Source organism: Chryseobacterium caseinilyticum, assembly GCF_014837145.1.
GTDB lineage: Bacteria > Bacteroidota > Bacteroidia > Flavobacteriales > Weeksellaceae > Chryseobacterium > Chryseobacterium caseinilyticum.
Genome location: NZ_JACYFS010000001.1, coordinates 478,401 through 503,651, shown reverse-complemented (window position 1 = coordinate 503,651; position 25,251 = coordinate 478,401). Strand labels below are relative to the sequence as shown.

Genomic DNA, 25,251 nt, shown 5'->3' with positions numbered 1-25,251 from the left:
GTCTGTAAATATGCGTTCTCCCCTAGCCCCGATTGCAGCGGCATCCTTTTTTGTTATTGCGATTGCGAAAAAGTTCAACTGTTGATTTACTCTGTTCGCAATGACAAAAAAGATATAGCGGAAAGCGGGATTAAGCTCCTAAAAAAAATCAGAAGCTATCCCGCAATTTTTATTTCACCGGTTTGATAGAAATGGCGTAACCACCACTTCTCACAAGGTGTACAGGCAATTTTGTTTTGCTTGTAATGGTCTTTTTGTAAATATGATAAGACTGAGGATTATCAATATAATCGGCATCTTTACCATCCTGATAGATGGTCGCTTCATATTTTTTTCCTTTGTCGAGGAAAGAAAAATCTACCGTGTAATCCATAGCTTTTTCGTCGGTAATCCCCCCTACAAACCAGTTGTCGGTTCCTTTGGCTTTTCTCGCCGTGTGAACAAACTCTCCAGGTTCAGCTGATAAAATTTTGGTATCATCCCAGTCTGCGGCTACGTCTTTGATAAATTGGAAGGCATCCATGTGCTTTTTGTAATTTTCAGGAAGATCGGCAGCCATCTGAAGCGGCATGTACATCGTAACATACAACGCCAATTGTTTCGCCAAAGTGGTTTTCACAAAACGTTTGTCGCCAGGGAAATAGTAATCAAGTTTGGTCTGGAAAATCCCGGGAGTGTAGTCCATCGATCCACCCATCCATCTTGTGAACGGAAGAATTGTGTGGTGATCCGGATTGTTACCACCGAAAGCATCGTACTCGCCACCTCTCGCTGCTTCTGCAGAAATATAGTTTGGATACGTACGGCTTTCCCCTGTAGGACGCACAGATTCGTGAGAGTTGACCATTACTTTGTACTCATTAGCCTTTTCTACAATTCTGTAATAATGGTTGATCATCCACTGTGAATAGTGGTGCTCGCCACGTGGAATAACATCGCCTACATAACCTGTTTTCACAGCATCGTAGCCATATTTGTTCATCAGCTGGAATGCTTTGTCAGCGAATCTTTCATAGTTGGTTGCAGAACCGGAAGTTTCATGGTGCATGATCAGTTTGATGCCTTTTGCATGAGCATAATCGTTCAGCATTTTGATGTCGAAATCAGGATACGGAGTCTGAAAATCAAAAACATATTCTTTTGAACGGCCAAACCAGTCTTCCCAACCGATGTTCCAACCTTCAATTAAAAGTGCTTCGAAACCGTTTTCTGCTGCGAAATCGATGTATTCTTTTACTTTTATATTGTTGGCACCGTGATTACCGTTCGGAGTTAATTTTGTGAAATCTGTTTTGTCCAAATGAACATTTGATTCCGGCTGACCGTATGCCCACTGAGATTTTCCGATGATCATTTCCCACCAAACACCCATGTATTTTGTCGGATGGATGTATGAAGTATCTGTATATTTCGTCGGCTCATTCAGATTGAAAAGCATTTTGGAATCCATTACCACTTCAGCTTTTGGCGAAACGATAACTGTTCTCCAGGGCGTGGTTGCAGAAGTCTGCATGTATCCTTTTGCTCCCTGTCTGTCTGCTGTAAGATGCGTTTTCAGTTTGAAATTCACAGCATCAACTTCAAGATGAGAAGCTGGATAATCCAACACCGCTGCTTCGGCAACATTGATGTACAAAGGTGTTTTGCCTTCCACTTTCAGCATCAGAGGAGACTGAACAGCATTTTTGATCAAAGTCTGTGAAGCGTTGGCATCAGCAGCTTTTGCCCATTTAGTCGGAATCTCGGATACTTTTGTTTCCTGATACTGATATTCCTGAGAATCGTAGTCTGCCACCATCCACCAGGCTTTCATGTCCGAAGGAAAGTCGAATTCTGAATCTTCTTCACGAATCACGAAATAGTTCAGATTTTTCTGCTGTGGAAATTCATATCTAAATCCAAGACCGTCATTGAACAGACGGAATTTGATAATGATATTTCTGTCCGTTGAAGTTTGGTTCAGTGTAACTGCAAACTCATTGTAGTGGTTGATATAGTTTTTTTTCTCTCCAAGAACAGGTTGCCATGTTTCATTTTTGGAGTCTCTTTTTTCGTCCGTTTTTGTAAAGCCGTTGTTCAGGTCATTTTTAGCATCTTCCGGCTTTGCAATTTCCGAAGCAAATTTTATAGAAGTGTCTTTAAATAATCTTAACCCTAATTTTGAATCTTCAAGTACCGTTTTACCTTCATATTTAAGGTTGTAAAAAGGAACTCCGCCTTTCAGCTGAAAATTCATTTCAAATTTCCCATCCGGAGATTTCAGAGTTTGTGCATTCACTCCTGCAAACATCATGGAGAGCAACGCTGCTCCAATTTTGATTTTCTTCATAATGATTATTTATACGCTTTAAAAATAAAAAAACTGTTGCCGGGAAGCAACAGTTTGCTGTATTAATTTACAATTAAATGATATTTATAATGGTTGGATTTTATAAGTTCCCATCTTTACGTCAACTGTAATTTTGTAATTACCACCAGTTCCGTCAAACTTAATATTACCATTGCTTCCTTTTGGTGCAATATAACCTGTATTTCCATCAGCAGTCATATTTCCCCAATCAAGATCTCCCCAGCTTAGCTGACCTAAAAATTTGAACTGAGAACCAGCAGGCAATGCAACTGTGTGCTCAAATTTTCCGTTTCCTAAATTAGTCATTGCTAAACCTGCACCAGCATTCCAGCCGTTTACAGTTCCTACCAGATAAAGGTTAGCCGGATTAAATGTAGCAACTGCCGATGGTGTTACCGTAATTGATTTAACGGTGGCATCTGCATTGATCACAATTTTGTACATTCCCGATGCACCTGTGAACTGTATATTTTCAGGAGTTGCAGGAGCTAAATTTGCAGACCATGTTTTAAAATATCTGTTTCCGGCATTCATACCTGTAACATCTAAGCTATAATTTGTTGGCCCCCAATCCTGCTGACCTAAGAATCTGAATGATTTTCCGTTCTCAAGATAGGTATAAATTGTAGAGAGATTATCTAACTTATAGAGGAGTTGCGCAGAAGTTGCATTCCAACCTACAGCAGATGCGTCACCCACAATGTGAAAAGATGGATACGACGTCATGTAAGGAGTAACAGTTAAAGTTACAACATTAGAATTTACCGCCTCAAAACTACCAAGCTTTGAGGATAATCTTACATCAATCTGACTTGCAACATTTGGAGCAATACCTGCGTCCAAAAGATATGTATTGAATTCTGCAACAGTGAAAGATGCTTTTACAGCACCGTCATTAAGATCCACATTTTTCGGGCTCGCAAAGTTGGTTCCCTTAGCAGCTATCTGAAGCTGGTTTTTCTGAGCCACTGCAATTCCATACGAAGGTGCGGACCAATTGAAAGTTACGGCATTCTGCGCTTCGTTATCTTTTATCAAAACAATACTTGTTTTGTCTGCGCTCAGGTTTGAAGTTGATGCTGCACCAAGTGTTGCAATATCTTCTTCTTTCTCACAAGAAAAAACCATCAATCCTACTAAAAGCAGTGTAATAATTTTAAATATATTTTTCATTGTATGAGTTTTAAAAATATTAATATCCAGGATTTTGAATTAAATTTGAATTAGCCACAAGATCCTTTGCAGGAATTGGATAAAGGTTTCTGAAATCTTCTACAGATTTACCATCTTTTACTCCACCCTTCCAAGGCCACAGATAAGAAGCTGTAGTAAATCTTCCGTAACGGATAAGATCGGTTCTTCTCGTCATTTCCCATCCTAATTCTCTACCTCTCTCGTCCAGTATAAAATCTGTTGTAATGCTAGATAATGGTGCAGTGATGCCTGCTCTTTGTCTTAAATTATTTACATATTGCAAAGCAGTTGCTGCATTTCCATTGCCACCTCTCAGAGTAGCTTCCGCATACATCAAATAAACATCAGCAAGTCTAAGTAACGGAATATCAGCATCGCAGAAATTTTTTGCAGCGTCTGTTCCAGGCCCACCGGTACTTGTTAAATTTTTATACTTTACAAAGGCATATCCATCTGTAAATGTTCCTAAATCATTGATTTCAAGGTTTTGACCACTTGTGTAAAAATTACCTCTCTGATCCGCAGAATTGGTAAATAATCCTACATAAGATTTAGTCGTTCTGAGACCTCCCCATCCTCCATTGATTCCAAACATACTTTCAGCAGGCATCGAACCTCCTACCGCTGCATGAACGAGATATGTTGTTCCTCCTGAAGTCTGGATTCTAACTCCATCAAATGCAATTGGGAAAATTGTCTCAGGGTTGTTTTTATCGTTATCTACAAGAAACAAATCTGCATATTTTGATTTTAAAGTATATCCTGCAGCAATCACTTTATTACAGTTTGTGATCACATCATTGTAACGGGCAGTTCCTGTGTAGACCGCGGCATTAAGATACAATCTGGCAAGCAATGACCATGCTGCTGCTTTGTCTGCTCTTGCATACTCATTGGTTTTAGGATCTTTTAATTCACCTGCGACTGCATTAAGTTCAGATTCAACAAATTTGAATAATTCTGCTCTTGAAATTCTTTGCGGCGCTGATGTGGATCCCGGAAGATATGTTTCATCTACGAAAGGTACATTTCCGAAAAGATCAAGCGCATAATAATATGATAATGCTCTTAAAAATCTCGCCTCGGCACGCATGTATTTAGCTTCAGTAAGATTAGCTCCGGATATATTGTTTGAAGCTAATTTTTCATCAGTTACATTTCTTAAAAATTCGTTTGATGTGGCAATTTGAGTATAAATTCTGTAGTATGCTCCTGAAATAAATTCATTCTGAGAATCCCACGTCATTTTATGCATTGTCTGAAGATTACCATCGTTCCAGGCAATTACAGCCTCATCTGTTGGCAATGTCTGAAGAGTATACAAAAGTCTGGTGTACTGAGAAAAGTTTCCGTCAATACCATTGATGTCTGAGTTTCCTCCATTAGGCTCCTGACCTCCTCCCGCAAAACCACCATATACCTTTGCTAAAGCGCCCGGATAATTTGCAAAATCTTTAAATACACTCGCTGATGTAAGACCTGTTGGTGGTTCCTGCTCCAGATCTTTCACACACGATGTAGAAATAAACATTAAGCTTAAGACCGCTGCTGTAGTTAATGTTCTGAATTTTATTCTGTAATTTTTCATCTTAATTAAAATTGAAAGTTAAAACCTAATGAATATACTTTAGGCATTTGATAATATCCATTGTCGATTCCATTGAATACTTCAGGATCTACTCCCGAATATTTTGTGATAACAAAAACATTCTGAGCCATCCCATATACTCTCAAACTCGATCCTCTACCAAAGACATCTTTGAAATTATGACCGATACTTACGTTATCCAATCTTACAAACGATGCATTTTCCACAAATATATCAGAGAAAAACTGTGGCGTCGCAAACTGATATTCTGCTGCTGAAGAATAGACATTCTGTAAATAATTATTTGTTGTCAAAGACTGAATGGAACTGTTTGATGCAGCATTATTATATACGTAATTTCCGATTGACGCTCTTGCGCTGAACCCGAAGTCCCAGCTTTTGTAATTTAATTTCGTGTTAAATCCAATGATTGCATCCGGCTGAGGAGATTTATAATAATATTGATCATTGGCATTAATAATTCCGTCACCGTTTCTGTCTACATAGACACCGCTCAACGGCTGTCCGTTTGTATCATATACCTGTTGGTAGACCAAGAAGGAGTATGGCTGATGATCAACTGCGTGTGCCTGGATTTTATTACCTACACCACCAGAAATATCTCCGGTAGCCAGAAAATAAGCGTTATTTGCTCCCTGGATAAGATTGGTAATCTTTGAGTTGTAATGTGTTGCGTTTAAAGAAAATTCCCAGGTTGTTGTTTCATTTTTAACTGGTACAAAAGTGATATTTCCTTCAATACCGTTAGTCTTCATATTACCTGCATTCAATACATTTTCATTGCTTAAGTCTCCCGCAGCAATCGGAGCTTTAACAAGAAGATTTTCGGCTTTCTTTGTATAAAGGTCTACTGCACCGGTAATACGGTTATTTAAAATTCCAAAATCCAATCCTAAATTCTGTGTCGTAGTGGTTTCCCAAGTAAGAATAGGATTATAAATGTTGGGACGGAACATGTAGTAATACTGACTTCCGAATTGATACTGAGCTCCCGGCTGGCTTAATGTGTAATAAGCAAATGCCGGATAATCACCTGTATTTAGTTCCTGATTACCGGTTTTACCCCAACCTGCTCTTAGTTTCAAGGTATTAATCGATGTAACATCTTTTAAGAAACCTTCTTCATTGATTTTCCATGCAACGGAAACGCCCGGGTAATTACCCCAGACATTATCTCTCGTTCCATTGTAATATCTTGACGAACCATCCCTTCTTACCGATGCAGAGATTATATATCTGTTTGCTATAGTAAAGATACCTCTACCATAAAATGATAAAAGAACATTTCTTGTTGCAAAGTCGATTCCCGCAGGCAGAGGTGCTCTGTTTCCGTAATACGTCACAGCATAAGGAGTTTCTGTGTAGAAATTCTGATAAGAATAACCTCCTACGATATCAACATTGGTATCAATTGCAGATATATTTTTTGTATAACTGAGGTAAGTTTCTAAGAGTTTATTGTTCTTTTCCTGACTGTATTCTCTGTAATTTCCAGCGTCTGCTGCACCAATTTTATATAATCCACTAACCGTTTTCGCCCCATTACTCTTGGCATAATCATAACCAGCATTTACATTGAAGTGTAGATCTGGTAAAAAATGGAACTTGTAATCCAACTGGATATTACCCAAACCTCTCCACACAGACGATACATCTCTTGTAGCATCAAGCTGGGCAAGCGGGTTTGCATTGGCATTTACGTTTAATCCTGTTGCAGATCCCGGATCAAGCCATTCATAATATCCTCCGTAGTTAGAATTTCCCGAGTAGATTGGCTGAGTAGGATCAAAATAGGTTGCACTTGCAATTACCCCTTCTGCAGGGAATCTGTTGTCCGTAAAAGTTCCTTTTAAATTGACATTTACACTTAAGTGATTATCCAGGAATTTAGGATTTAAATTAAGGCCTAAAGAAGTTCTCTTGAATGAATTTGTTCTTACAATACCATCCTGTGAATTGTATCCTAAGGAAAGACGATAAGGCAATCCTTTAATACCTCCGGTAAGAGCAAGATTATTATCTGTACCTACACCTGCCTGATAAATCTCGTTTTGCCAGTTTGTATTTGCGCTGCCCAGTCTTGAAAGATTGTTGGCAACAGTTGTATTGGTCAAAGCAACCTGATTGACAAAAGCTTTATATTCATTTGCATCTAATACATCTACAGTTCCCATTTTTGTAGATACAGAAGCTAAAGTTGAAAAATTCACTTTCAGTTTTCCTGCAGACCCTTGCTTTGTAGTAATTAAAATAACCCCATTTGAAGCTCTGTTACCATAAATTGCTGTTGAGGAAGCATCCTTCAAAATATCAAAAGTTTGAATATCATTGGGATTAATTAATGAAAGCGGATCCGAAGCACCGCTGATTCCACTAAAATCCTGAGGTACGCCATCAATTACGATAAGCGGAGATTGCGATCCATTAAGCGATCCAACCCCTCTGATCCTTATAGATGATCCCGAGCCTGGCGCACCGCTGTTATTGGTAATCTGTACTCCTGGTGTTTTACCCTGAATAAGCTGCGACGCAGATACAACACCTGGATTGAAATCTTTGGCACTGATAGAAGTAATCGACCCCGTAAGATCCGTCTTCTTCTGCTTTCCATACCCAATTAATACAACCTCCTCAATTTTCTTTTCCTTTGCAGTAGAATCCTGCTCTTGCCCGAACATTACTGAGCTTGCCAGTAAAAATGCCGGTGCAATTTTTAATACCGTTGTAAAGTTTTTCACAATATTATTTTTATATAGTTTCCTTTGTTGATGCTGTTTACCAGCCCTGCAATTTAAACAAAAAACTATTTGATGTTAAATAATATTAATTATTTATTAATTTTTCTTTATCTTAAACCACATTATTTATACAGTTCTTTGATATTCAACTATTTATTAAAAACTATACATAGCATAATATAGGGTCAAGAGTAGTAATAAATTAAACAAATGTTTAACAAAATGAACAGTTGTTAGGCTGTTTTTATGATAAGCCCGATGAGAAATCATTTATCTAAACTTTTAGATAAATTATAATTATCTTTGCACATCTAAATTTTAGTATAAAAAATGTCAAATAAAAAATTGATTACGGCAGCGTTGCCCTATGCCAACGGACCGGTTCATATAGGGCATTTGGCGGGTGTTTATATTCCTGCTGATGTCTATGCAAGATTTCAGAGAAGGTCAGGGAAAGATGTTGCTTTTATCTGCGGAAGCGATGAGCACGGAATTCCTATTACCATAAGAGCTAAAAAAGAAGGCGTTACGCCGCAGGATATCGTCGATAAATATCATGAAATCATTAAAAAATCTTTTTCAGATTTGGGAATTTCATTTGATGAATATTCGAGAACAACTTCGGCGAATCACCGTGAGACGAGCCAGGATTTTTTTAAAGTGCTTTACGGAAAAGGAAAGTTCACAGAAGAAATGTCTGAACAGTATTTTGATGAGCAGGCGAATGAATTTTTAGCAGACCGATATATCGTAGGAACCTGTCCGAACTGTGGCAACGAAAACGCTTACGGCGATCAGTGTGAGAAATGTGGCTCTACTCTTTCTCCGTCTGAACTGATCAATCCAAAATCAATGTTGAGCGGAAACGTTCCTATTTTAAAAGAGACCAAAAACTGGTATTTACCATTAAACGAATATGAGGATTTTTTAAACGAATGGATTATTGAGGGTCATAAAGACGACTGGAAACCTAACGTTTACGGACAGGTGAAATCATGGTTAACAGACGGCTTAAAACCCCGTGCAATGACCAGAGATTTGAACTGGGGCGTACCTGTTCCTCTTCCCAATGCAGAAGGCAAGGTACTTTACGTTTGGTTTGATGCTCCGATTGGATATATTTCTTTTACCAAAGAATGGGCAGAAAAAAACGGAAAAGACTGGAAAGATTACTGGCAAAGCGAAGGATCTGATCTTATTCACTTTATTGGAAAGGATAATATTGTATTTCACTGTATTATTTTTCCTGCGATGATGAAGGCTCATGGAGATTTCATTATGCCGAAAAATGTTCCTGCTTTTGAATTTTTAAATTTAGAGAACGATAAAATTTCCACTTCAAGAAACTGGGCAGTTTGGGCCCATGAATATGTGGAAGAATTCCCGGGACAGCAGGATGTTTTGCGTTACGCATTGCTTTCTTCGGCTCCTGAGACGAAGGATAATAATTTTACATGGAAAGATTTCCAGACAAAAAACAATTCTGAATTGGTGGGGATTTTCGGAAACTTCATCAACAGAGTTGCCGTTTTAATTCATAAATATTATGATGGAATTGTTCCTCAAGGTGACGTTAATGCTTCTGAATTGCAGGAAATCAATAAATCTGCAAAAGAAATTTCTGGATTTCTGGAAAACTATGAATTCAGAAATTCTCTGACGGCGTTGATGAATTTAGCACGTTTTGGAAACCAGTATCTTCAGGCTGAAGAACCCTGGAAAACCATTAAAGACAATCCTGAAAAAGCGGCTCAGTCGTTATTTGTCGGGGCTCAGATTGCAGTGGCTTTGGCTCAGTTGTGTGAACCGTTTATGCCTTTCAGTTCTGAGAAATTACTGAATATGTTTAATGTTCAAAAATCAACATGGAATGATGTTGAAACTAAAAATGTTTTAATTGAAACCGGACATCAGATCAACGAATCTTCTCTTCTTTTCTCAAAAATCGAAGACGATGTAATCGAAGCTCAGATTCAAAAATTAGAAAACACAAAACAAAGTAATAAAAAAACAAACCCTAACGCCAACCCAATGAAAGACGAAATACAGTTTGATGATTTTACAAAAATCGACTTGAGAACAGCAACAATTCTAACTGCTGAAAAAGTAGAAAAAGCAGATAAATTATTAAAACTGACTGTTGATACCGGCGTTGACGTAAGAACTGTAGTTTCAGGGATTGCAGAAAGCTTTACCGCAGAAGAAGTAATCGGAAAACAGGTAATGATTTTATTGAATCTTGCTCCGAGAAAAATCAGAGGAATTGAATCTCAGGGAATGCTGTTGCTGACTACAAAAGCTGACGGGAAATTGTCTTTTGTAACGCCGGATGAGAAGGTAGAAAACGGTGTTGAAATCGGATAATTTTTAAATCTATAATATATCAATGGGCATTTTTCAGTGCCCATTTTTTCTGAATAATGGTCAATAAAACTGTTTTAAATAAGCTTTCCAGCAGAGAATTAGAAAATTATTTTAATCCAGAAAACCGCTTCGTTCACGAAGCAGTTCAGTTAGCTTTTGAAATTTTACAGAAAAGAGGACGAATATTTTCTGATGCAGAAAAAATCAACATTCAGCATCTTATTCAATCCAAAAAAGAAACTGAAGCAGCAGAAAAGCGAGAAAAAGCAGAAGACTGGAAAGATCACATCACAAATGATCAAAATGCAATACAGCTGTTCCCGAGAGAAATTATTTTAATAATCAGTATTTTTTTAGGAACAATTCCGGGATGTATACTTTTAGGATTGAATTTTATTAAACTTAAAAAATTCGGTGCTTCAATTCTTACATTCGTTTTTGGTTTTGCGTTTTTTCCATTACAGAATTTCCTTGTTCCCTTTATGTACGAAAACAGTTCCAAAAGATTTTATACACTTAAAAACACTCCTGAATTCTTTGTTTCCTGTCTCGGAGCATTAGCTATATTTTTGTTCTGGATTTCTTTTACACCAAAAAATTTACCTTACAGAAAGGAATCTTATTTTATTCCTGTTGGAATTTCTTTTGTGATGATTGTTTTAATTCTGATAAATCCTAAAGAGTGGTTTTCAAATCACTTCGTACAAAGTTTTATGAGAGAATACAATACTTTTTTTTGAAAATACTGCAAAAAAAAGCAAAAGACTCGTCTAAGAGATGTGTCTTTTGCTTTTAACTAAACAAAATAATAAGCCTTACTGAAATTTGAGAAAAGAACATTTACTTTTTATAATGTTCACTTTCTTTGGTGATCAGATAGACGAATGCCTGGGAGTGATCATTCTCATCTTCAGTTGTCAAATACTGAAATGGATAAGAATCTTTTTCCCATTTAAAGTTGTCATATTTATAATTCTTGAAATCATGACGCATCAAATCTGTCTGCATAAATGGTAATTTTCCAAAGTTTGATGAAACAATCATGATCACATTCATTAATTTTTTTGACTTGTTGTAGTCAACCTTTATGGCAGCAGAATTCGGACCGGCAAAGTAGTAAGATTTTGCGCCACCTTCCTCAGATTCGCTCACCTTTGTAAATTTTGCTTTCGTGAGAAATTCTACAATATTTTTCTCCTTAGAATTTCTGGCAATATCTTCCATTAATGCAAGACTTTCATCCTGAAAATTTTCCTGAGCATATAAATTGGTTACAGCAAAAACGAATGTGAATAGTGATAATAAAAAAGTCTTTTTCATGGTATAAAGTTTTTATAATTATTATCACAAAAATAATTCATTACACAAATGAAAAAAATAGCCCTTTTGTAGTATTTTCTATAAAATCAGTAATGGAGGGACTTCATAAAGGGTTAGCTGATTTATTTTTTAATGAGTTTCGCCAGATAAGAATCTTCATCCTGCAAAATCATTTCAATTTTAAAACCATTATTTACTGCGGCATTCTGTAAAGTATTAAAGTCAAGATACAGCCATTTGATAGGATCTTCAGACTCGCCCTTATAATGAACTACATAATCAAGCTCACCATAATATCCATCTGCAGGAATCAATACTCCTCCATCTTCATCGGTGTCAAACATGTACAGAATGTCTGTACTGTCAATCAGGATTTGTCCGTTTTTATTCAATAATGAATACAATTTTTGGAGATAAACATCAATCACATTCAGGCTTTGGAAAATACCTGTTCCGTTCATTAAAAGAAGAATCGTATCGTAAGTATCTCCGGAAAATTCAAGCATATTTTGAGCAACGGCTTTCTGAATTCCTCTTAACTGGCACACTTCAACAGACTTTGGCGAAATATCCAATGCAGTAACCTCCAAATTTCTTTCATTCTGAAGATAGAGTGAATGCGAACCCGCTCCTGCTCCGATGTCAAGGACTTTTCCCGAAGCTAATTTCAAAGCTTTCTGTTCGATTTTATTCATTCCCTCAAAATCTCTGAAAAGATATTCTACCGGAAGTTCGTCGAGTTCGGAAATTGAAGTTTCTGTCTGCAGATCTTCAGGATTTTCGTTGTGAAAATAATCCCAGATTGCGCGTCCCATTAAGTCTTTCATGCTAAAAATTCTACTGCAAAGATAAGTCTTTCAAATATTTTTATCGAATCTTACTAAGAAGAGATCTAATCGAAAAGTTAAACTTTGTAACACACATTTCAATCTTCCGAAAACTTCCTGCGACGGTAAAACAACCTTTCAGGATTTCCCGAAAGCTTCTTACTGGGTGCAACACACTTCCGAAGGCTTCCGCAAGTTTCTTGCTGGGGTGCGGCAGACTTGCGGACTTCCCGCAGAACTGTTGCACGGGTGCAGGGACCTTTCTGGCAGGGCATTTCTTATTTTTAGATTGTTTTTGTTCAAGATTATCATTTAAAATATTCTATGTCATAATTTTTATAAATGTGTCGAGGTGAAAAATGCGTAATAGTCATTTTTTTCGACCCATATTGATTGACAAAACCCTTCCCTAGCCCCGATGGGAACGGCATCCTTTTTTGGGATTGGCGTAACGAAGAGGAGACGATCCCAAAAAAGATATAGTGGATAGCGGGATTAAGCTCCCTAAAATATGGGTAATGAGTAATAGGTAATGGGTGATTTTTTAAAAAGTAAAGCCCCGCTTTGAAAAACAAAACGAGACTTTACGGGTAAAAACAAGGTTTCTTTATAAGGCCGGACCGGTGGCGCCTTTGAGGTCTTCTTCTAATTTCTTTCTTTCACGGGCTCGGCGTCGGGCGATGACCGATTTTCCGTTGAGGATTCTGATGACTTTTAAATATTCTGTACGTTTTCCGAAATGATGGGTGTTTACATACAACATCACTCCGAAACCGGCAACGATAATATAGCCAAATATCTTTTTGTTGGCGGAGATGATGGCGTTGAGCTGAATGGTTTTCATATTGGTGGCAACCGTTTGTGGCGTGATGGTCATTCCGTCCATATAGACTGCCAAATCTCCTAAACTGACGATTTGAAACTGATACTGAAACCACGAAAACAGGGCTGAGAAAAATCCTACCGCGAGGAAGGTTCGCCATACCAAAACCAATCCGATGGCCGCCAGCATTTCGTTGAGTTCCAGTTTGTCTAAGGTGTAATACCAGACCGAGATGAAGAGCGAACACATTCCGTAGCCTTTCAGGAACATCGGTAAGTACCAGTTTTCATAATTGAATTCCAGCACCATCGAAAAGTACATAATGATAGCATAAGCAGTCATTGCTGCGAAACCTGAGAAGATGAACATTTTCAGCGGTCTTTCTTTTTTAAACCAAAATACAGCGATAACTCCGGCTAGAAATAATCCGGGCGTCATCATCACATTCAGTTTGGCATTCGTCAGTTGGTCGTAGCCCAAAACTCCGACAGAATAGATGTTTTGAAGAGACGTTGTTCCCAAAAACATTCCCAGCCACAGGAGCATAAACAGTCCGTTGAGCACATTGCTTTTGGTGAAAATATGAAAGGAAATATACGGTCTCTTCAATGTCAGCTGACGGATGGCAAGCAAAGCGAAACTCACAAATGCAGCGATGCTTGCGTTGATGATGTTTTTTGAATTGAGCCAATCCTGCTGTTTTCCAAACGAAAAGACGTATGCGGAAAACATAAATGTTGATACAAACAAAATGACGCTGAGCCAATCGATATAATGCAACGGAACTTTTAAAGCAAAATATTTATCGTGCATCAGAACCCAGCACAATAATGCCAGGACGAAACACAACACCGCTGCCAAAATAAAGAACTGCTGAAAGTTGTACAGTATCGAAACTTCCACGGCATAATACGCGGAGACCTGATTTAATATCAAAACAAATGTGTAGAAAACGCCGTAAAAAATCCCACGTCCGCCCAGCATTGCCATTAACGGTAAAAATAATTCAATGGTAATCATCATTTTTAAAAATCCGATAACCAAAGAGGTCATCACAATAACCATCGGTTCGAAAGTGGTGGCGTTGATATAACTTAACGCACCGAGAAGCACCAGTAACATCACCAATTTATCACGAACCTTGAACCGCATTTTCATTCTTAAAACCACAGGCATACACGCTCCCATCCCAATGGTGGTCGCATAGTTTGCCCACAGAAAATATTCCTGCATCACGCCGGTTCCGCCCACCATAAAACTGATGTTTCCGGTGTAAACGCCTCCTAACGGCATCACCACGATAAGCAGTAAAACCATCATCAGAAGCTGTAAGGGTTTTGGAACCCAATCGCTGAAAAGACCTTTATTATACATAGTTTTAGGTTTGTAAGAGCCAAGTAAAAAGGCAAAAGAGCCAGGGTGTTGGAAGTACTTAATAATTAAATCATTGATTACTAAAACTTTCTCTTTAACAAAATCGTTTTACTTCGACCGCACTACTTTTTACTTGATTCTTTATACTTTTTACTTGCTACGCTCACATTCATATTCATCCCCGCGCTCAGTTTCGCCACATCTTCTTTTTTGTTGGCGTCTGTAAACTCAATTCTTACGGGAATTCTCTGCTGTACTTTGATGAAGTTACCGGTTGAGTTATCCGTTGGAACACTTGAATATCTTGAACCCGTCGCGGCTGAAACCGCGGTGACTTTTCCTTCAAACTGTTTTCCGCCTAAGGCATCGGAAGTCATCATTAATTTTTCGCCTATTTTAATATTCGGCATCTGGCTTTCAAGGAAATTGGCAGTGACCCATTTTTGATTGTTTAAAACGATGGTAGCAACCTGCTGTCCAGGCTGAATTAACTGCCCTTCAGAAATTGTCCTTCTTCCCATCACGCCATCGTACGGCGCAGTAATTACCGTATATGAAAGATTGATTTTCGCCATATCCAAAGCGGCTTTTGTTCTTTTGATTTCGGCGTCGTTGATTCCCAATTTGCTTTTCACTTCCGTTGTTGAAAGGTTGGCCGACTGTTTCTGATTGACCAAGGTTTCGTAGGCTGCTTTTTGCGCATCGTATTCTGTTTTGGCCTGGTCAAATTGCTGTCTCGTCACCGCTTCTGCTGCCAAAAGGTTTTTGTATCGGCCTAAATTCTGTTCGGCGTTCCACAATCTTGCTTTTGCACCGGCGATATTGGATTCCATCACGCTGACGTTGTTGGAAACTGTATTGATTGAAGAACCAGTTGCCGAACGTTGAGCCAATGCGTTTTGATATGCTGCTTCCGCCTGTCCGAGTTGTGTGATGATTTCACGGTCATCCAAAATGGCCAGCGTATCGCCTTTTTTCACCAGCTGATGCTCGATGAATTTTATTTCTTTAATATAAGCTGAAACTCTGGTGTTGATTGGATTGATAAATTCCTCCACCTGAGCCGCTTCTGTATAGGTTTTGTCGCCGATATGAAAGTACTGACGAATCAGCCAAAACAATCCGAAACCTATCACCGCAAAAACGAAAACGTTTGAAATGATGGCTCTGATTTTATTTTTCCTGTTTTGCTTTTTCTTTGCTTCAGCACTTGAAACCACAGGTTTTACCGGCGCTTGTGGTTGTGTATCCTGAGTATTTTGTTCCTTGTTTTCCATTGTTTTTATATTTTTTTGAACATAAAGTTCAGAGAGTTTTTTTATTAAATGTTTTGAGCTTCGCAATGCCTTTTTTTTAAACGCAAAGATTTCATTTGAAACCGCTTAATTTTAAGAGTGCAAAGGCAAATAAATTTGCTTCGCGAAGCTTACGTACAAGCTTAGTAAAATCAACTTGTTGATTTTATGTTTATTTATTTTTTTCTATTACTGCTTTTAGTCATTTAAAAATTGTTCAAAATTATTTCCCCAGCCCTAAAGGGTGTAATTTTGAACAATTTTCAAGAGAATTTTCCTCCCTTTAGGGTTGGGGCAAAGAAAAATTCTTTTGAAAATTTACATTTGAAATTAAAGCGTCCCAGTCCACTTCAGTAAATTATAATATTGATACAGCACATTGATTTCCGCATTTGCAAAGTCCAGTTCAGACTGCAGTTTCTGGTTTTGCGCATCAATCATTTCTGCCTGTACCGCCAACTGATTAAGATACTTTGCTTCGGTGATTTTATAGTTTTCTTCCGCCAGTCTTTTCGCATCATTTAAAATATCGGCCTGCTGAATTGCTTCCTGATATTTGACGTAAGACGCATTGACATTCATATCAATATTCTGTTGGGTCAAAGTCAAAGCATCATTGGCCTGTGCCTTCTGGAATTCGCCCAGCTTTACTTTTTCTTTGGTTTTATACAGATTATCGATGTTGTAACTTAAAGAAATTCCACCTTGCCAACCGCTCGCATACATATCCAATACAGGATTTCTATTGGTAATCGGCCTTTGCAGACTATAACCACCGAAGCCTGAAAGCGTCGGCATTCTGTCGGTTTTTATGATTTCAATGTTTTTGTCGGCAACACCGATGTTGGTTTGCGCAGATTTTAATTGTGGATTGCTGTCGTGAGCTAGATTTAAATAATAATCCATCCCGATTCCTGATTCTTTATTTTCTAAATTTTCAACCGGAATAATTTCAGTATCAGCAGGCAATCCTAGACCAATATTTAAATTGTAATTGAGGATTTTTCTGTTGTTGGCTAAAGTCAGAATGCTTTGGTCAAGATTTTTAATCGCCAGTTCACCACGGATGACTTCATTTCTCGTAACCATTCCCTGTTTGTAGAAATCGTTGATGTTCTTCAACCGTTGCTGAGCCAGTTTTTTATTATTATCAAAAACCGATTGTTGATTGATGATTTTATAAACATCCAGATAATTGGATATCACTAAAAATTTCACATCCTGCTGATTTTTTTCTAAATCCAGTTCAGAAAGCTGTTCACGAAGGCCTGCCAGTTCAATCGATTTATTGACCAATCCGCCTTTGAAAATCAGTTGAGTAGCCTGAACACCATACGTACTGCCGTAATGAGGCATCGGAATCGCGGTTGAGTTAGAAAAATCTTTGTCGATTGCCACCACATTTCCCAAATAAAATTGAGTTGTAGAAGCTGTGATGGAAGGGAGTTTCTGAAGTTTGGTGATATCGGTCTGCTGTTTGGCAATATTGATATTCTGTGCCGAAACTTTCAATTGGTAGTGGTTATGAAGCGCCAGTTCGGCAACTTCATTTGCTGTCATCTGTTTTATTTCTTGTGAAAAAAACAGCGCAGGAAAGATAGCCATCACGAGTGACAGTGCTGTTTTTATATTCTTTGTCATTTTACCTTGTTTTACGAAGCAAAGTTACGACGGATGTAATCTCAAACAAATGTTTGAGATTTGGAAAAAGATGTTCAAATGTAGGATTCTATCCTTCGAACTGATTTCGGTATAGAGAAGGACTTACTTCCAAATGTTTTTTAAAAAAGTGGGAAAACGAATACTGGTCGCTGAAACCAAGGATTGTAGAAATCTCTGAAACAGGCTTTTTAGAAGAGTTTAATAACACTTTTGCTTCATTGATTACAATTAAAGCAATAATCTGACTCGCCGACTTTCCTGTAATAGTTTTTACGACTGACGAAAGATGTCTGGTTGTAATCGATTGTCGTTCGGCGTAGAACTCTACCGTTCTGTTAATATGATGATGAGAAGCCAAATCATTGAGAAAAACGAAAACTATTTCTTCTTGCCTCGACATCTGATTCATTGAGTTGCTGTCCTCACTGGATATAATGCCAGCCATCTGATAACAGAAAACTGAGAAGAGATGTTCCACCATTTCCTTTTTATAAGTCATTTCTGTCTGAGAATCGAGAATATATTTTAAAAAATTGACACTTTTCCAAACCACATCCATATCATCCTGATGAAAAGGAACGCCCACATTCATCTGCTGACGGAAATACCTATACGTAATCAACCTGTTGAATTTCAATGACAAAGCTGAAATAAATTCGCGTTTGTAAGAAACCATCCTCGACTGAAAATCATCACTCACAGAAATGAGTTCGTAAACAGTCTGCGGGTCGGTCACCATAAACATATTGGCAGACAGCTCAAGGTCACTGAAATGCTGTCGCAGTTTGATAGAACCGCTTCTGATAAAGATAAAAGCAGGATTATCGGGACGGAAAGGTTTGTCGGCGGAGATTCTTTCAAAGATATTGTGTTGCGTAAAAATCTCAACCCCGAATTTTTCTAAAGCAGACATTGGGCAAATGTAAACAATCTGTTTTCCGATTGCAAAAATTTATTATTTTAGTACACCCAAATTTGAGAATATGAGAAAGATCGATTTACTTTTCGCTGAATATGCTGAAAGCCACAGAAACTCCACCAACAAGCTGATACACTGGATCTGTGTGCCACTGGTTTTCTGGACGATATTAGGATTTATTTCTTTAATTCCCTCCCCACATTTTTGTGCGTCATACTTTGGATGCATTAGTCTGGTAAGCTTGATTGCTGTGATTCTGGTGACTTTATTTTATCTCAGACTTTCTTTACTGATCGGTTTCATAATGATTTTTGCGATGCTTTTGATGGAACATTTGGCGTATGCTGTCAATATTCATTTGGGAAATAAATCGTGGATGGTTTTTCTTGCAGTATTTATTATCACCTGGATTTTACAGTTTGTCGGACATAAAATTGAGGGTAAGAAACCGTCATTTTTGAAAGATCTGCAGTTTCTTTTGATTGGACCGATTTGGTTGTTGAGTTTTGTTTTGAAGAAGTTAGGGATTAGGTATTGATTTTGCTGATTTTTTACCACAAGGGGCACAAAAGTTTTTCACGAGGATCACCATGCCTTGTGTCCCTTGTGAAATTTCTTAGTGCTCTTTGTGGTGAAAATCCCCAGGTAATCAATTAATTTAGATCTTTATAAACGCAAGGTTAGACAAAGATCTTTTTTAACTTTTGTGCATATTTTTAAGATAAACAATGGCGTTCCACTTAGCAACGAAATACCAAGATTGGAAATAAAAACACTTATTAAAGTCTGACAAGAAATTTAATCTTCCAAAGCGTAAACCGCAAAACTCGCTAACCAATGATCTCCTCCGTAATTCCCTTGAAATAATAATGGAAGTCCGTTATTTAAAAAGATGGTTGCTGTTTTCTGAAAGTCTTTTTTCAACGGATGACTCTCAGGAAGAGACTTTGCAATTCCCTTCATGCACCAGGCTTTTGTAAATGACAAACCAACCAAATGGACTGTTTGGTAATCGCTCAAATCACTTACAACCGGAATCTTCTCAATATTCTCCAAGCTTCTTTTTTCGTAGAAATTATCCAGCCATTTTACAAATTCTTTCTGTGGCAGAATTCTCCGCATTAAATCAGCAATTTCAAGACTTGGCGAAAAGAAATCGGAACCGTCCGGTTCGAGATACGCCGGTGTTTTTGTATTGTTTAAATAAAAATATTTTGCTTTTTCTGTCAGTTGATTTTCAAAATCTTTATCCTTAGCAGTTCTTGCCCAATCCAGCGCAAAAACCATTGCAAATGCGGTGTTGGGATGAACTCCGGTTCTGTTCGGATAGGTCTGTTTAGGAAGATACGTTTTCCATGATGCAAGAATTTTATCGGTCAGCGGTTTTAAATTATCATGCCAGATCTTAGCTTTCGGATGATTCCAGGTCATCAGTTCTTCATCTAATTTGAGAAGCCACGCCCATCCGTAGGTTCTTTCGAAAGTTGTGGTCAACTGGTATTTGGTGAAATAATCTGCTTCTACCTGAAGATTTTCCTTCTTAAATGAATTGTCTAAAATATTTTCAATCTCTTTAGCAACCGATAAAGTGGGTTTCGTTTTCAATAATCTAACCAGCATCCAGTGCCCATGAACAGACGAATGCCAATCGAAACAGCCGTAAAAACTTGGGTGTAAATCTTTCGGACTTAATGGAACTTCATTCGCAGTATTGATGATATGTGCTGTTTTATTAGGATATTCCTGATTGATGCAGTGAAGTGGTTTTTCTGATAATTTGAAAGCCATCTCATCCGTAAGTTTCGGAGTTTGCGCAATGCTGATGATGGGTAAAAGCAAAAAGGCGTGAAGATATCTTTTCATGTTTTAAAAATAGAAAACAAATTCGTAATATTGAATACAACATCTGATTAAAATCTACAAAACTTAAAAAATGAAAAAAATTCTTATTGCCCTCATGCTTACAGCCCTCATTTCCTGCAGTAAAAAAGAGGGTGAAATACAAGAAGAGCAGATATTTGAGGCTAATCTCGAAGAAATAAAGGATATGCCTGCAAGTGCCACCGCAAATTCTGCTCCTCAAAGGGATGCCGTTGCGGCAAGCAGTGACGGGGCATCAGAAAATAAAGCTATAGAATCTCAACCGCTTCCCAAAGTCAATTCAATTGTGAAAAAGATTATTAAAAATGGGGAAATGACTGTACAGGTAGGAGATATTACAAAATCCCAAAGCCAGATCCAGTCCATCGTTAAAAATAATCAGGCTTACATTCAGAAAGAAACATTCCGCAACAGTGATATGCGGGACGAAATGGAATTTACAATCAGAGTTCCGCACCAGCAATTTGAATCTTTAATCAATTCTTTTTCAGACGGTTTTGGAACGGTAACGGCAAAAAACATTTACTCTGATGACGTCACAGAAGAATATGTTGATATTTCCATCAAACTTGAAAATAAAAAGATTTACCTTGAAAAGTACAGGGATATGCTTAAAAGTGCAAAATCAACAAGTGACATGCTTGAAATTCAGGAAAATATCCGCAATCTTGAAGATGAGATTGATGTATCTGAAGGCAGATTAAAATTTATTGACGACCGTGTAAAATACAGTACGCTTAATCTGACGCTCTTTAAAGAAAAAGTGAGATCCTCCACCACTTCTAAAGTCGGTTTCGGAAGCCGTTTTGCCGATTCACTTACTGAAGGCTGGAACGGTTTCGTCGCATTCCTTTTAGGACTTATTTCTCTCTGGCCTTTCTTTATACTTATTCCTATCGTAATTATAATTTGGCGAAACTGGAAGAAGAGCAGAACCAAAAAATAAACAAAAACATCCGAATACTTTTGGTACTCGGATGTCTCCTTTGCAATAACAATTTAATTAAGCATTAAAATGTGTCTTTACCGTTTCCAAAACCTGCTCATCAGACATTTGCTGAGAAGTTTCGAGTGTGATTTTTAAATCTTTAAATTGGGCGGTGTCATGAAGATGCTTTTTCAATTCTTCCTGAATTGTTCCCGGACCTGTGATCAAAACCTCTTCAGAATTTATCAGAAGATGCTCGACCTCCTTGAAAAATTTTACTTTGTTGGTTTGCTCGGCATTATTTCCTGCATTTTCACTTGAGTTTCCGTGCTGGATAATTGCTTTTACTGGGCTGCATAAGAAAAATTTAAATGCATTCTGAGCATCATGATTTTTTACAACTACAGCCTTCTGGGTATCGATCCACAGACCAGCTAATTTTTTGTCAGACATATTTTATTTTTTTGATGTTATAAATATGTATTGACAAGAATGATGCAAACGGTGTGTTAATGAGGTGTTAAATAATAATAAGATAATTTATATAAAAAAGTCTTTCACAAATTACACGATCAACCCTGCACCATTTATGAGATGCTTAATTACTTTCCTAAAACAAATACTGCAGGAATTTTATGAAGTTCAGGCTTTTGCTTTTGCCAGTCTTTAATCGTTTTTGTTTTGATAAATTCATGCTCAGGATCATTGATATTGGCAGCGATGCAAAGCTTTGCATTTGCTGGAAGAAATTTTAAAAGATCTTCAACAAGCTGGTTATTTCTATAAGGTGTTTCCATAAAAATCTGTGAATAACCCGTTTTCTGAACCAGATTTTCCAAATGAAGAATCTGTTTTTTCTTTTCTGCTTTATCAATCGGCAAATACCCGTTGAAAGTAAATTCCTGCCCGTTAAATCCACTTGAAATCAAAGCTAAAATAATCGAAGATGGTCCTGAAATTGGTACCACCTGAATATTTTTTTCATGACACCATTTTACCATGAGATTCCCCGGATCAGCGATGCATGGCAAACCCGCCTCTGAAAGCAGACCAAAATCCTGACCTTTTAGCATTAAGGTCTGAGCTTCTTTAATATCGGCATTTTCCGTGTATTTATCAAGCAGAAACAGCTTAAGGTCAGCCTGCTTTTTTTCAGGAGCAAAAAATTTCACCACTTTTCTCGCTGTTTTTTCGTTTTCAACAAAGAAATAGTCAGTTTGCATGATGTATTCTTTTATCACAGGCGAAAAATGAGTGATAGAAGTGTTTTCTGAGAGATATGCGGGGAGTAGGAAGAGCATTTTTATTAGGTTGAGGATAAGGTTAAGGTTAAGGTTAAGGTTAAGGTTAAGGTGAAGTTACCGTTGGATGTTGGAGGTTTCCCGTTCCAGATTTTTTGCTATCATTTCACAGGCTTCATCAATTTGTCTGTAAACCTGGTCAAAACCATCGGAACCGCTCCAGTAAGGATCCGGAACTTCTGTTGGATGATGATTTAAATTTAAGCTGTCCATCAGCAGAAATACTTTCTGTCTTTGTTCGGCAGTTGTGGCTAGAGAAAGTACATCACGGAGATTATTTTTATCCATACAGTAGATTCTGTCGTAGTCATCTAAATCATGAGGCTGAAAATGTCTTGATTGCTGTTTTGAAATATCGAGACCATTTTTCGAAGCAACTTCCACAGATCTTTTATCAGGAGCATTTCCTTCATGCATATTGATCGTTCCTGCAGAATCTACCGTAAAATTTGCCGGAAGTTTAGATTTTAAAATACCTTCCGCAAGCGGACTGCGACAGATGTTTCCCAGGCAAACCATTAATATTTTCATGTTTAATATTTGATATTTTACAAAAATAAAAAATGAAGAATAAATCTATCCTTCATTTCTGTATTTAATTTAAAAAAAATCTTAATGTTTAATTCGCTCAGTAAGATCTTTCACGTATTTTTTCACTTCTTTATCAATCTTCGAAACGTCTTTTATGGTTTCGCAGGCGTACATTACGGTTGAGTGATCTTTCCCTCCCATTTCTTCACCGATTTTTGTAAATGTAGAGTTAGTATATTCTTTAGCAAAATACATTGCCAACTGTCTTGGAAGTGCAATTTCTCTTTTTCTTGTTTTAGATAGAAGCTGCTCTCTTTTAATTCCGAAATAATCACATACAACTTCCTGAATATAAGGAATATTGATGATTTTTTTCTGATTGGCTGCAATCTTATTGATTGTTTCTTTTAAAAGTTCAAGACTTAAATCTGATTTATAAATTGTAGAGTAAGCAATCACTGAATTAATAACACCAATGAGTTCTCTTACGTTTGTTTTCACTTCAGAAGCAAGGAAATCGAGCATGTCATCTGTAAGAACAATTCCGTCCCTGCTTAATTTGTCTACGATGATCTGCTTTCTGGTTTCAAGATCCGGAGATTTAATTTCTGCAGAAAGTCCCCATTTAAAACGGGAAACAATTCTGTCCTGAATATCCATAATATCCACGGGAGCTTTATCTGAAGTAAGGATAATTTGTTTCCCATTCTGATGTAGGTAATCAAAAATATGGAAGAAACTGTCCTGAGTAGCAGATTTTCCTGAAAGGAACTGAATATCATCAATAATCAGTACATCTACCATCTGGTAGAAATTGGCAAACTCTGTCTGCTTATGCGCTTTCGCAGCTGAAATAAACTGCTGAATAAATTTCTCTGATGAAAGGTAAAGAACAACTTTATCAGGAAACTGGCTTTTTACTTCAAGACCAACAGCCTGACCAAGGTGAGTTTTACCAACACCATAACCACCGTATAAAAATAATGGGTTGAATGCCGTTGCACCAGGTCTCTTTGCGATAGATTTTGCCACAGTGGAAGCAAATTTATTGCTTTCTCCTTCTACATAATTATCAAAAGAAAAATCAGCTTTAAGATTTGAATCAATATTTACTTTTTTGATACCCGGAACTACAAACGGATTTACAATATTTCCAGAAAAACCCTGAGGCATAGTTTCCTGCACTTTTGGTGTAGCAACTGTTTTGCCTTTCATGTTCATGGTAACAGGTTTTTCCTGTCCTGCCGGCTTGTTTTCCATCACAGAATACCAAAGTTTAACGCCTTTGCCAATATATTTCTTCAGGGCTGCAGAAAGTAGAGACAGGTAGTTATCTTCAATATATTCTTTGTAAAAATCGCTCGGCACCATCAGCGTAAGATTGTTGTCAACCAACGAAACCGGCTGCACTTTGTCGAAAAGTAAGTCGAAGGATTTTTCAAGTTTCTTCAAATCAGAATTATCCTCAGCCGCATTGAGATTATCTCTCATAAACTGGAGGCAATTCTGCCATGTCATCATCAAATTTTCTTTCATTTTTTTATGCCCTGATATTGTGTAGTTAGTCGTTAAAAAAGGTGGACAGCAAAGGTCACTTATTTTCTTTTTAAAAAAAAATGTTGCACCTATTGATTATTAAAAAATATATTTGTATGTATAAAAAAGACCTAAAAATGATACATACAACACACTCATTACGAGTACGTTACGGAGAAACTGACCCTATGAAATATGTCTATTACGGCAACTATGCAGAGTATCTGGAAGTTGCAAGAGTAGAACTTTTCCGAAGCATAGGAATCTCATATAATGACATCGAAAAAAAAGGAATTTGGCTTCCGGTTTCAGAATACAGTATTAAATATTTAAAACCAGCTTTTTACGATGAAGAATTGACAATTCATACCTATGTTGAAAAACTTCCGGGAGTAAAGATAGAGTTTAGATATGAGATCTTCAATGCGCAGAATGTTAAAATTACTGATGCGAAGACAACTCTTTTCTTTTTGGACGCAGAATCAGGGAGAGTTATCAAATGTCCCGATTTTCTGATGTCATTTATTCAGCAGGAATGGAAGACTGAGAATGAAGAAATCTGATGCATATAAGAATTTTGGTTTGAATTAAATCTGATA

General features: G+C 37.4%; 20 protein-coding genes. 5 read left to right on the top strand and 15 right to left on the bottom strand.

Annotated features, from left to right (window positions below; all coding sequences use genetic code 11):
- Positions 1-169: 169 nt before the first annotated feature.
- From IC610_RS02385 to IC610_RS02370, 4 genes are all read right to left on the bottom strand, one after another.
- Positions 170-2,329, bottom strand: a complete 2,160-nt coding sequence (locus IC610_RS02385) for a glycoside hydrolase family 97 protein (RefSeq protein WP_191735064.1) — start codon at positions 2,327-2,329, stop codon at positions 170-172.
- A gap of 84 nt (positions 2,330-2,413) precedes the next feature.
- Entirely contained in the window at positions 2,414-3,523 is a 1,110-nt protein-coding gene (locus IC610_RS02380; RefSeq protein ID WP_056079030.1) for a SusE domain-containing protein, read from the bottom strand.
- A 19-nt stretch (positions 3,524-3,542) separates the two neighbouring features.
- Positions 3,543-5,132 (bottom strand): RagB/SusD family nutrient uptake outer membrane protein, encoded by a 1,590-nt coding sequence (locus IC610_RS02375; RefSeq protein ID WP_191735063.1) that lies wholly within the window; start codon positions 5,130-5,132, stop codon positions 3,543-3,545.
- Positions 5,133-5,137: 5 nt separating this feature from the next.
- Positions 5,138-7,891, bottom strand: a complete 2,754-nt coding sequence (locus IC610_RS02370; protein ID WP_191735062.1) for a SusC/RagA family TonB-linked outer membrane protein — start codon at positions 7,889-7,891, stop codon at positions 5,138-5,140.
- A gap of 330 nt (positions 7,892-8,221) precedes the next feature.
- On the opposite strand from IC610_RS02370, the gene metG reads away from it, so the two are divergent.
- Positions 8,222-10,255: a methionine--tRNA ligase gene (gene metG, locus IC610_RS02365; protein ID WP_191735061.1), complete on the top strand. Its 2,034-nt coding sequence runs from the start codon at positions 8,222-8,224 to the stop codon at positions 10,253-10,255.
- A gap of 56 nt (positions 10,256-10,311) precedes the next feature.
- A complete protein-coding gene (locus IC610_RS02360) occupies positions 10,312-10,995 on the top strand; it encodes a hypothetical protein (protein ID WP_191735060.1) in 684 nt (227 codons plus the stop codon).
- Positions 10,996-11,095: 100 nt separating this feature from the next.
- Here IC610_RS02360 and IC610_RS02355 read toward each other — a convergent pair whose 3' ends face one another.
- The 6 genes from IC610_RS02355 to IC610_RS02330 all read right to left on the bottom strand — a co-directional run bounded on the left by IC610_RS02355 (position 11,096) and on the right by IC610_RS02330 (position 18,469).
- A complete protein-coding gene (locus tag IC610_RS02355; protein ID WP_191735059.1) occupies positions 11,096-11,575 on the bottom strand; it encodes a hypothetical protein in 480 nt (159 codons plus the stop codon).
- Between the two features lie 122 nt (positions 11,576-11,697).
- Positions 11,698-12,402: a class I SAM-dependent methyltransferase gene (locus tag IC610_RS02350; protein ID WP_191735058.1), complete on the bottom strand. Its 705-nt coding sequence runs from the start codon at positions 12,400-12,402 to the stop codon at positions 11,698-11,700.
- A gap of 607 nt (positions 12,403-13,009) precedes the next feature.
- Positions 13,010-14,599 carry an MFS transporter gene (locus tag IC610_RS02345; protein ID WP_191735057.1) on the bottom strand — a complete coding sequence of 530 codons (1,590 nt, stop codon included), beginning with the start codon at positions 14,597-14,599 and terminating at the stop codon, positions 13,010-13,012.
- Positions 14,600-14,721: 122 nt separating this feature from the next.
- Positions 14,722-15,876 (bottom strand): HlyD family secretion protein, encoded by a 1,155-nt coding sequence (locus IC610_RS02340; RefSeq protein ID WP_191735056.1) that lies wholly within the window; start codon positions 15,874-15,876, stop codon positions 14,722-14,724.
- A gap of 348 nt (positions 15,877-16,224) precedes the next feature.
- Positions 16,225-17,535 carry a TolC family protein gene (locus IC610_RS02335; protein ID WP_191735055.1) on the bottom strand — a complete coding sequence of 437 codons (1,311 nt, stop codon included), beginning with the start codon at positions 17,533-17,535 and terminating at the stop codon, positions 16,225-16,227.
- An 88-nt stretch (positions 17,536-17,623) separates the two neighbouring features.
- Positions 17,624-18,469 (bottom strand): helix-turn-helix domain-containing protein, encoded by an 846-nt coding sequence (locus IC610_RS02330; protein ID WP_191735054.1) that lies wholly within the window; start codon positions 18,467-18,469, stop codon positions 17,624-17,626.
- A gap of 70 nt (positions 18,470-18,539) precedes the next feature.
- Here IC610_RS02330 and IC610_RS02325 point away from each other — a divergent pair, with 70 nt between their 5' ends.
- Positions 18,540-19,013, top strand: a complete 474-nt coding sequence (locus IC610_RS02325) for an Mpo1 family 2-hydroxy fatty acid dioxygenase (RefSeq protein WP_191735053.1) — start codon at positions 18,540-18,542, stop codon at positions 19,011-19,013.
- 260 nt (positions 19,014-19,273) lie between these two features.
- On the opposite strand, the gene IC610_RS02320 is transcribed toward IC610_RS02325, so the two are convergent.
- On the bottom strand, positions 19,274-20,338 hold the full coding sequence (locus IC610_RS02320; RefSeq protein ID WP_191735052.1) for a DUF2891 domain-containing protein: 1,065 nt from the start codon (positions 20,336-20,338) through the stop codon (positions 19,274-19,276).
- A 70-nt stretch (positions 20,339-20,408) separates the two neighbouring features.
- On the opposite strand from IC610_RS02320, the gene IC610_RS02315 reads away from it, so the two are divergent.
- The gene (locus tag IC610_RS02315; protein WP_191735051.1) at positions 20,409-21,302 is read left to right on the top strand and encodes a DUF4349 domain-containing protein; all 894 of its coding nucleotides are present in this window, start codon (positions 20,409-20,411) and stop codon (positions 21,300-21,302) included.
- Positions 21,303-21,359: 57 nt separating this feature from the next.
- Here the strand turns inward: IC610_RS02315 and IC610_RS02310 are convergent, their stop codons facing one another.
- From IC610_RS02310 to dnaA, 4 genes are all read right to left on the bottom strand, one after another.
- Positions 21,360-21,737: a hypothetical protein gene (locus IC610_RS02310; protein WP_191735050.1), complete on the bottom strand. Its 378-nt coding sequence runs from the start codon at positions 21,735-21,737 to the stop codon at positions 21,360-21,362.
- A gap of 149 nt (positions 21,738-21,886) precedes the next feature.
- Complete coding sequence (locus IC610_RS02305; protein WP_191735049.1) at positions 21,887-22,585, bottom strand: SAM-dependent methyltransferase; 699 nt, start codon at positions 22,583-22,585, stop codon at positions 21,887-21,889.
- 57 nt (positions 22,586-22,642) lie between these two features.
- Complete coding sequence (locus IC610_RS02300) at positions 22,643-23,116, bottom strand: low molecular weight protein-tyrosine-phosphatase (RefSeq protein ID WP_191735048.1); 474 nt, start codon at positions 23,114-23,116, stop codon at positions 22,643-22,645.
- Positions 23,117-23,197: 81 nt separating this feature from the next.
- Positions 23,198-24,652 carry a chromosomal replication initiator protein DnaA gene (dnaA, locus tag IC610_RS02295; protein WP_056078984.1) on the bottom strand — a complete coding sequence of 485 codons (1,455 nt, stop codon included), beginning with the start codon at positions 24,650-24,652 and terminating at the stop codon, positions 23,198-23,200.
- 137 nt (positions 24,653-24,789) lie between these two features.
- On the opposite strand from dnaA, the gene IC610_RS02290 reads away from it, so the two are divergent.
- Entirely contained in the window at positions 24,790-25,215 is a 426-nt protein-coding gene (locus IC610_RS02290) for an acyl-CoA thioesterase (RefSeq protein ID WP_191735047.1), read from the top strand.
- The last annotated feature ends 36 nt before the right edge of the window (positions 25,216-25,251 follow it).

Excerpts from the sequence above, each read along its gene's own strand:
- IC610_RS02385 (WP_191735064.1), bottom strand. The coding sequence starts at position 2,329 with ATGAAGAAAATCAAAATTGGAGCAGCGTTGCTCTCCATGATGTTTGCA.
- IC610_RS02380 (WP_056079030.1), bottom strand. The coding sequence starts at position 3,523 with ATGAAAAATATATTTAAAATTATTACACTGCTTTTAGTAGGATTGATG.
- IC610_RS02375 (WP_191735063.1), bottom strand. The coding sequence starts at position 5,132 with ATGAAAAATTACAGAATAAAATTCAGAACATTAACTACAGCAGCGGTC.
- metG (WP_191735061.1), top strand. The coding sequence starts at position 8,222 with ATGTCAAATAAAAAATTGATTACGGCAGCGTTGCCCTATGCCAACGGA.
- IC610_RS02360 (WP_191735060.1), top strand. The coding sequence starts at position 10,312 with ATGGTCAATAAAACTGTTTTAAATAAGCTTTCCAGCAGAGAATTAGAA.
- IC610_RS02355 (WP_191735059.1), bottom strand. The coding sequence starts at position 11,575 with ATGAAAAAGACTTTTTTATTATCACTATTCACATTCGTTTTTGCTGTA.
- IC610_RS02350 (WP_191735058.1), bottom strand. The coding sequence starts at position 12,402 with ATGAAAGACTTAATGGGACGCGCAATCTGGGATTATTTTCACAACGAA.
- IC610_RS02345 (WP_191735057.1), bottom strand. The coding sequence starts at position 14,599 with ATGTATAATAAAGGTCTTTTCAGCGATTGGGTTCCAAAACCCTTACAG.
- IC610_RS02340 (WP_191735056.1), bottom strand. The coding sequence starts at position 15,876 with ATGGAAAACAAGGAACAAAATACTCAGGATACACAACCACAAGCGCCG.
- IC610_RS02335 (WP_191735055.1), bottom strand. The coding sequence starts at position 17,535 with ATGACAAAGAATATAAAAACAGCACTGTCACTCGTGATGGCTATCTTT.
- IC610_RS02330 (WP_191735054.1), bottom strand. The coding sequence starts at position 18,469 with ATGTCTGCTTTAGAAAAATTCGGGGTTGAGATTTTTACGCAACACAAT.
- IC610_RS02325 (WP_191735053.1), top strand. The coding sequence starts at position 18,540 with ATGAGAAAGATCGATTTACTTTTCGCTGAATATGCTGAAAGCCACAGA.
- IC610_RS02320 (WP_191735052.1), bottom strand. The coding sequence starts at position 20,338 with ATGAAAAGATATCTTCACGCCTTTTTGCTTTTACCCATCATCAGCATT.
- IC610_RS02315 (WP_191735051.1), top strand. The coding sequence starts at position 20,409 with ATGAAAAAAATTCTTATTGCCCTCATGCTTACAGCCCTCATTTCCTGC.
- IC610_RS02310 (WP_191735050.1), bottom strand. The coding sequence starts at position 21,737 with ATGTCTGACAAAAAATTAGCTGGTCTGTGGATCGATACCCAGAAGGCT.
- IC610_RS02305 (WP_191735049.1), bottom strand. The coding sequence starts at position 22,585 with ATGCTCTTCCTACTCCCCGCATATCTCTCAGAAAACACTTCTATCACT.
- IC610_RS02300 (WP_191735048.1), bottom strand. The coding sequence starts at position 23,116 with ATGAAAATATTAATGGTTTGCCTGGGAAACATCTGTCGCAGTCCGCTT.
- dnaA (WP_056078984.1), bottom strand. The coding sequence starts at position 24,652 with ATGAAAGAAAATTTGATGATGACATGGCAGAATTGCCTCCAGTTTATG.
- IC610_RS02290 (WP_191735047.1), top strand. The coding sequence starts at position 24,790 with ATGATACATACAACACACTCATTACGAGTACGTTACGGAGAAACTGAC.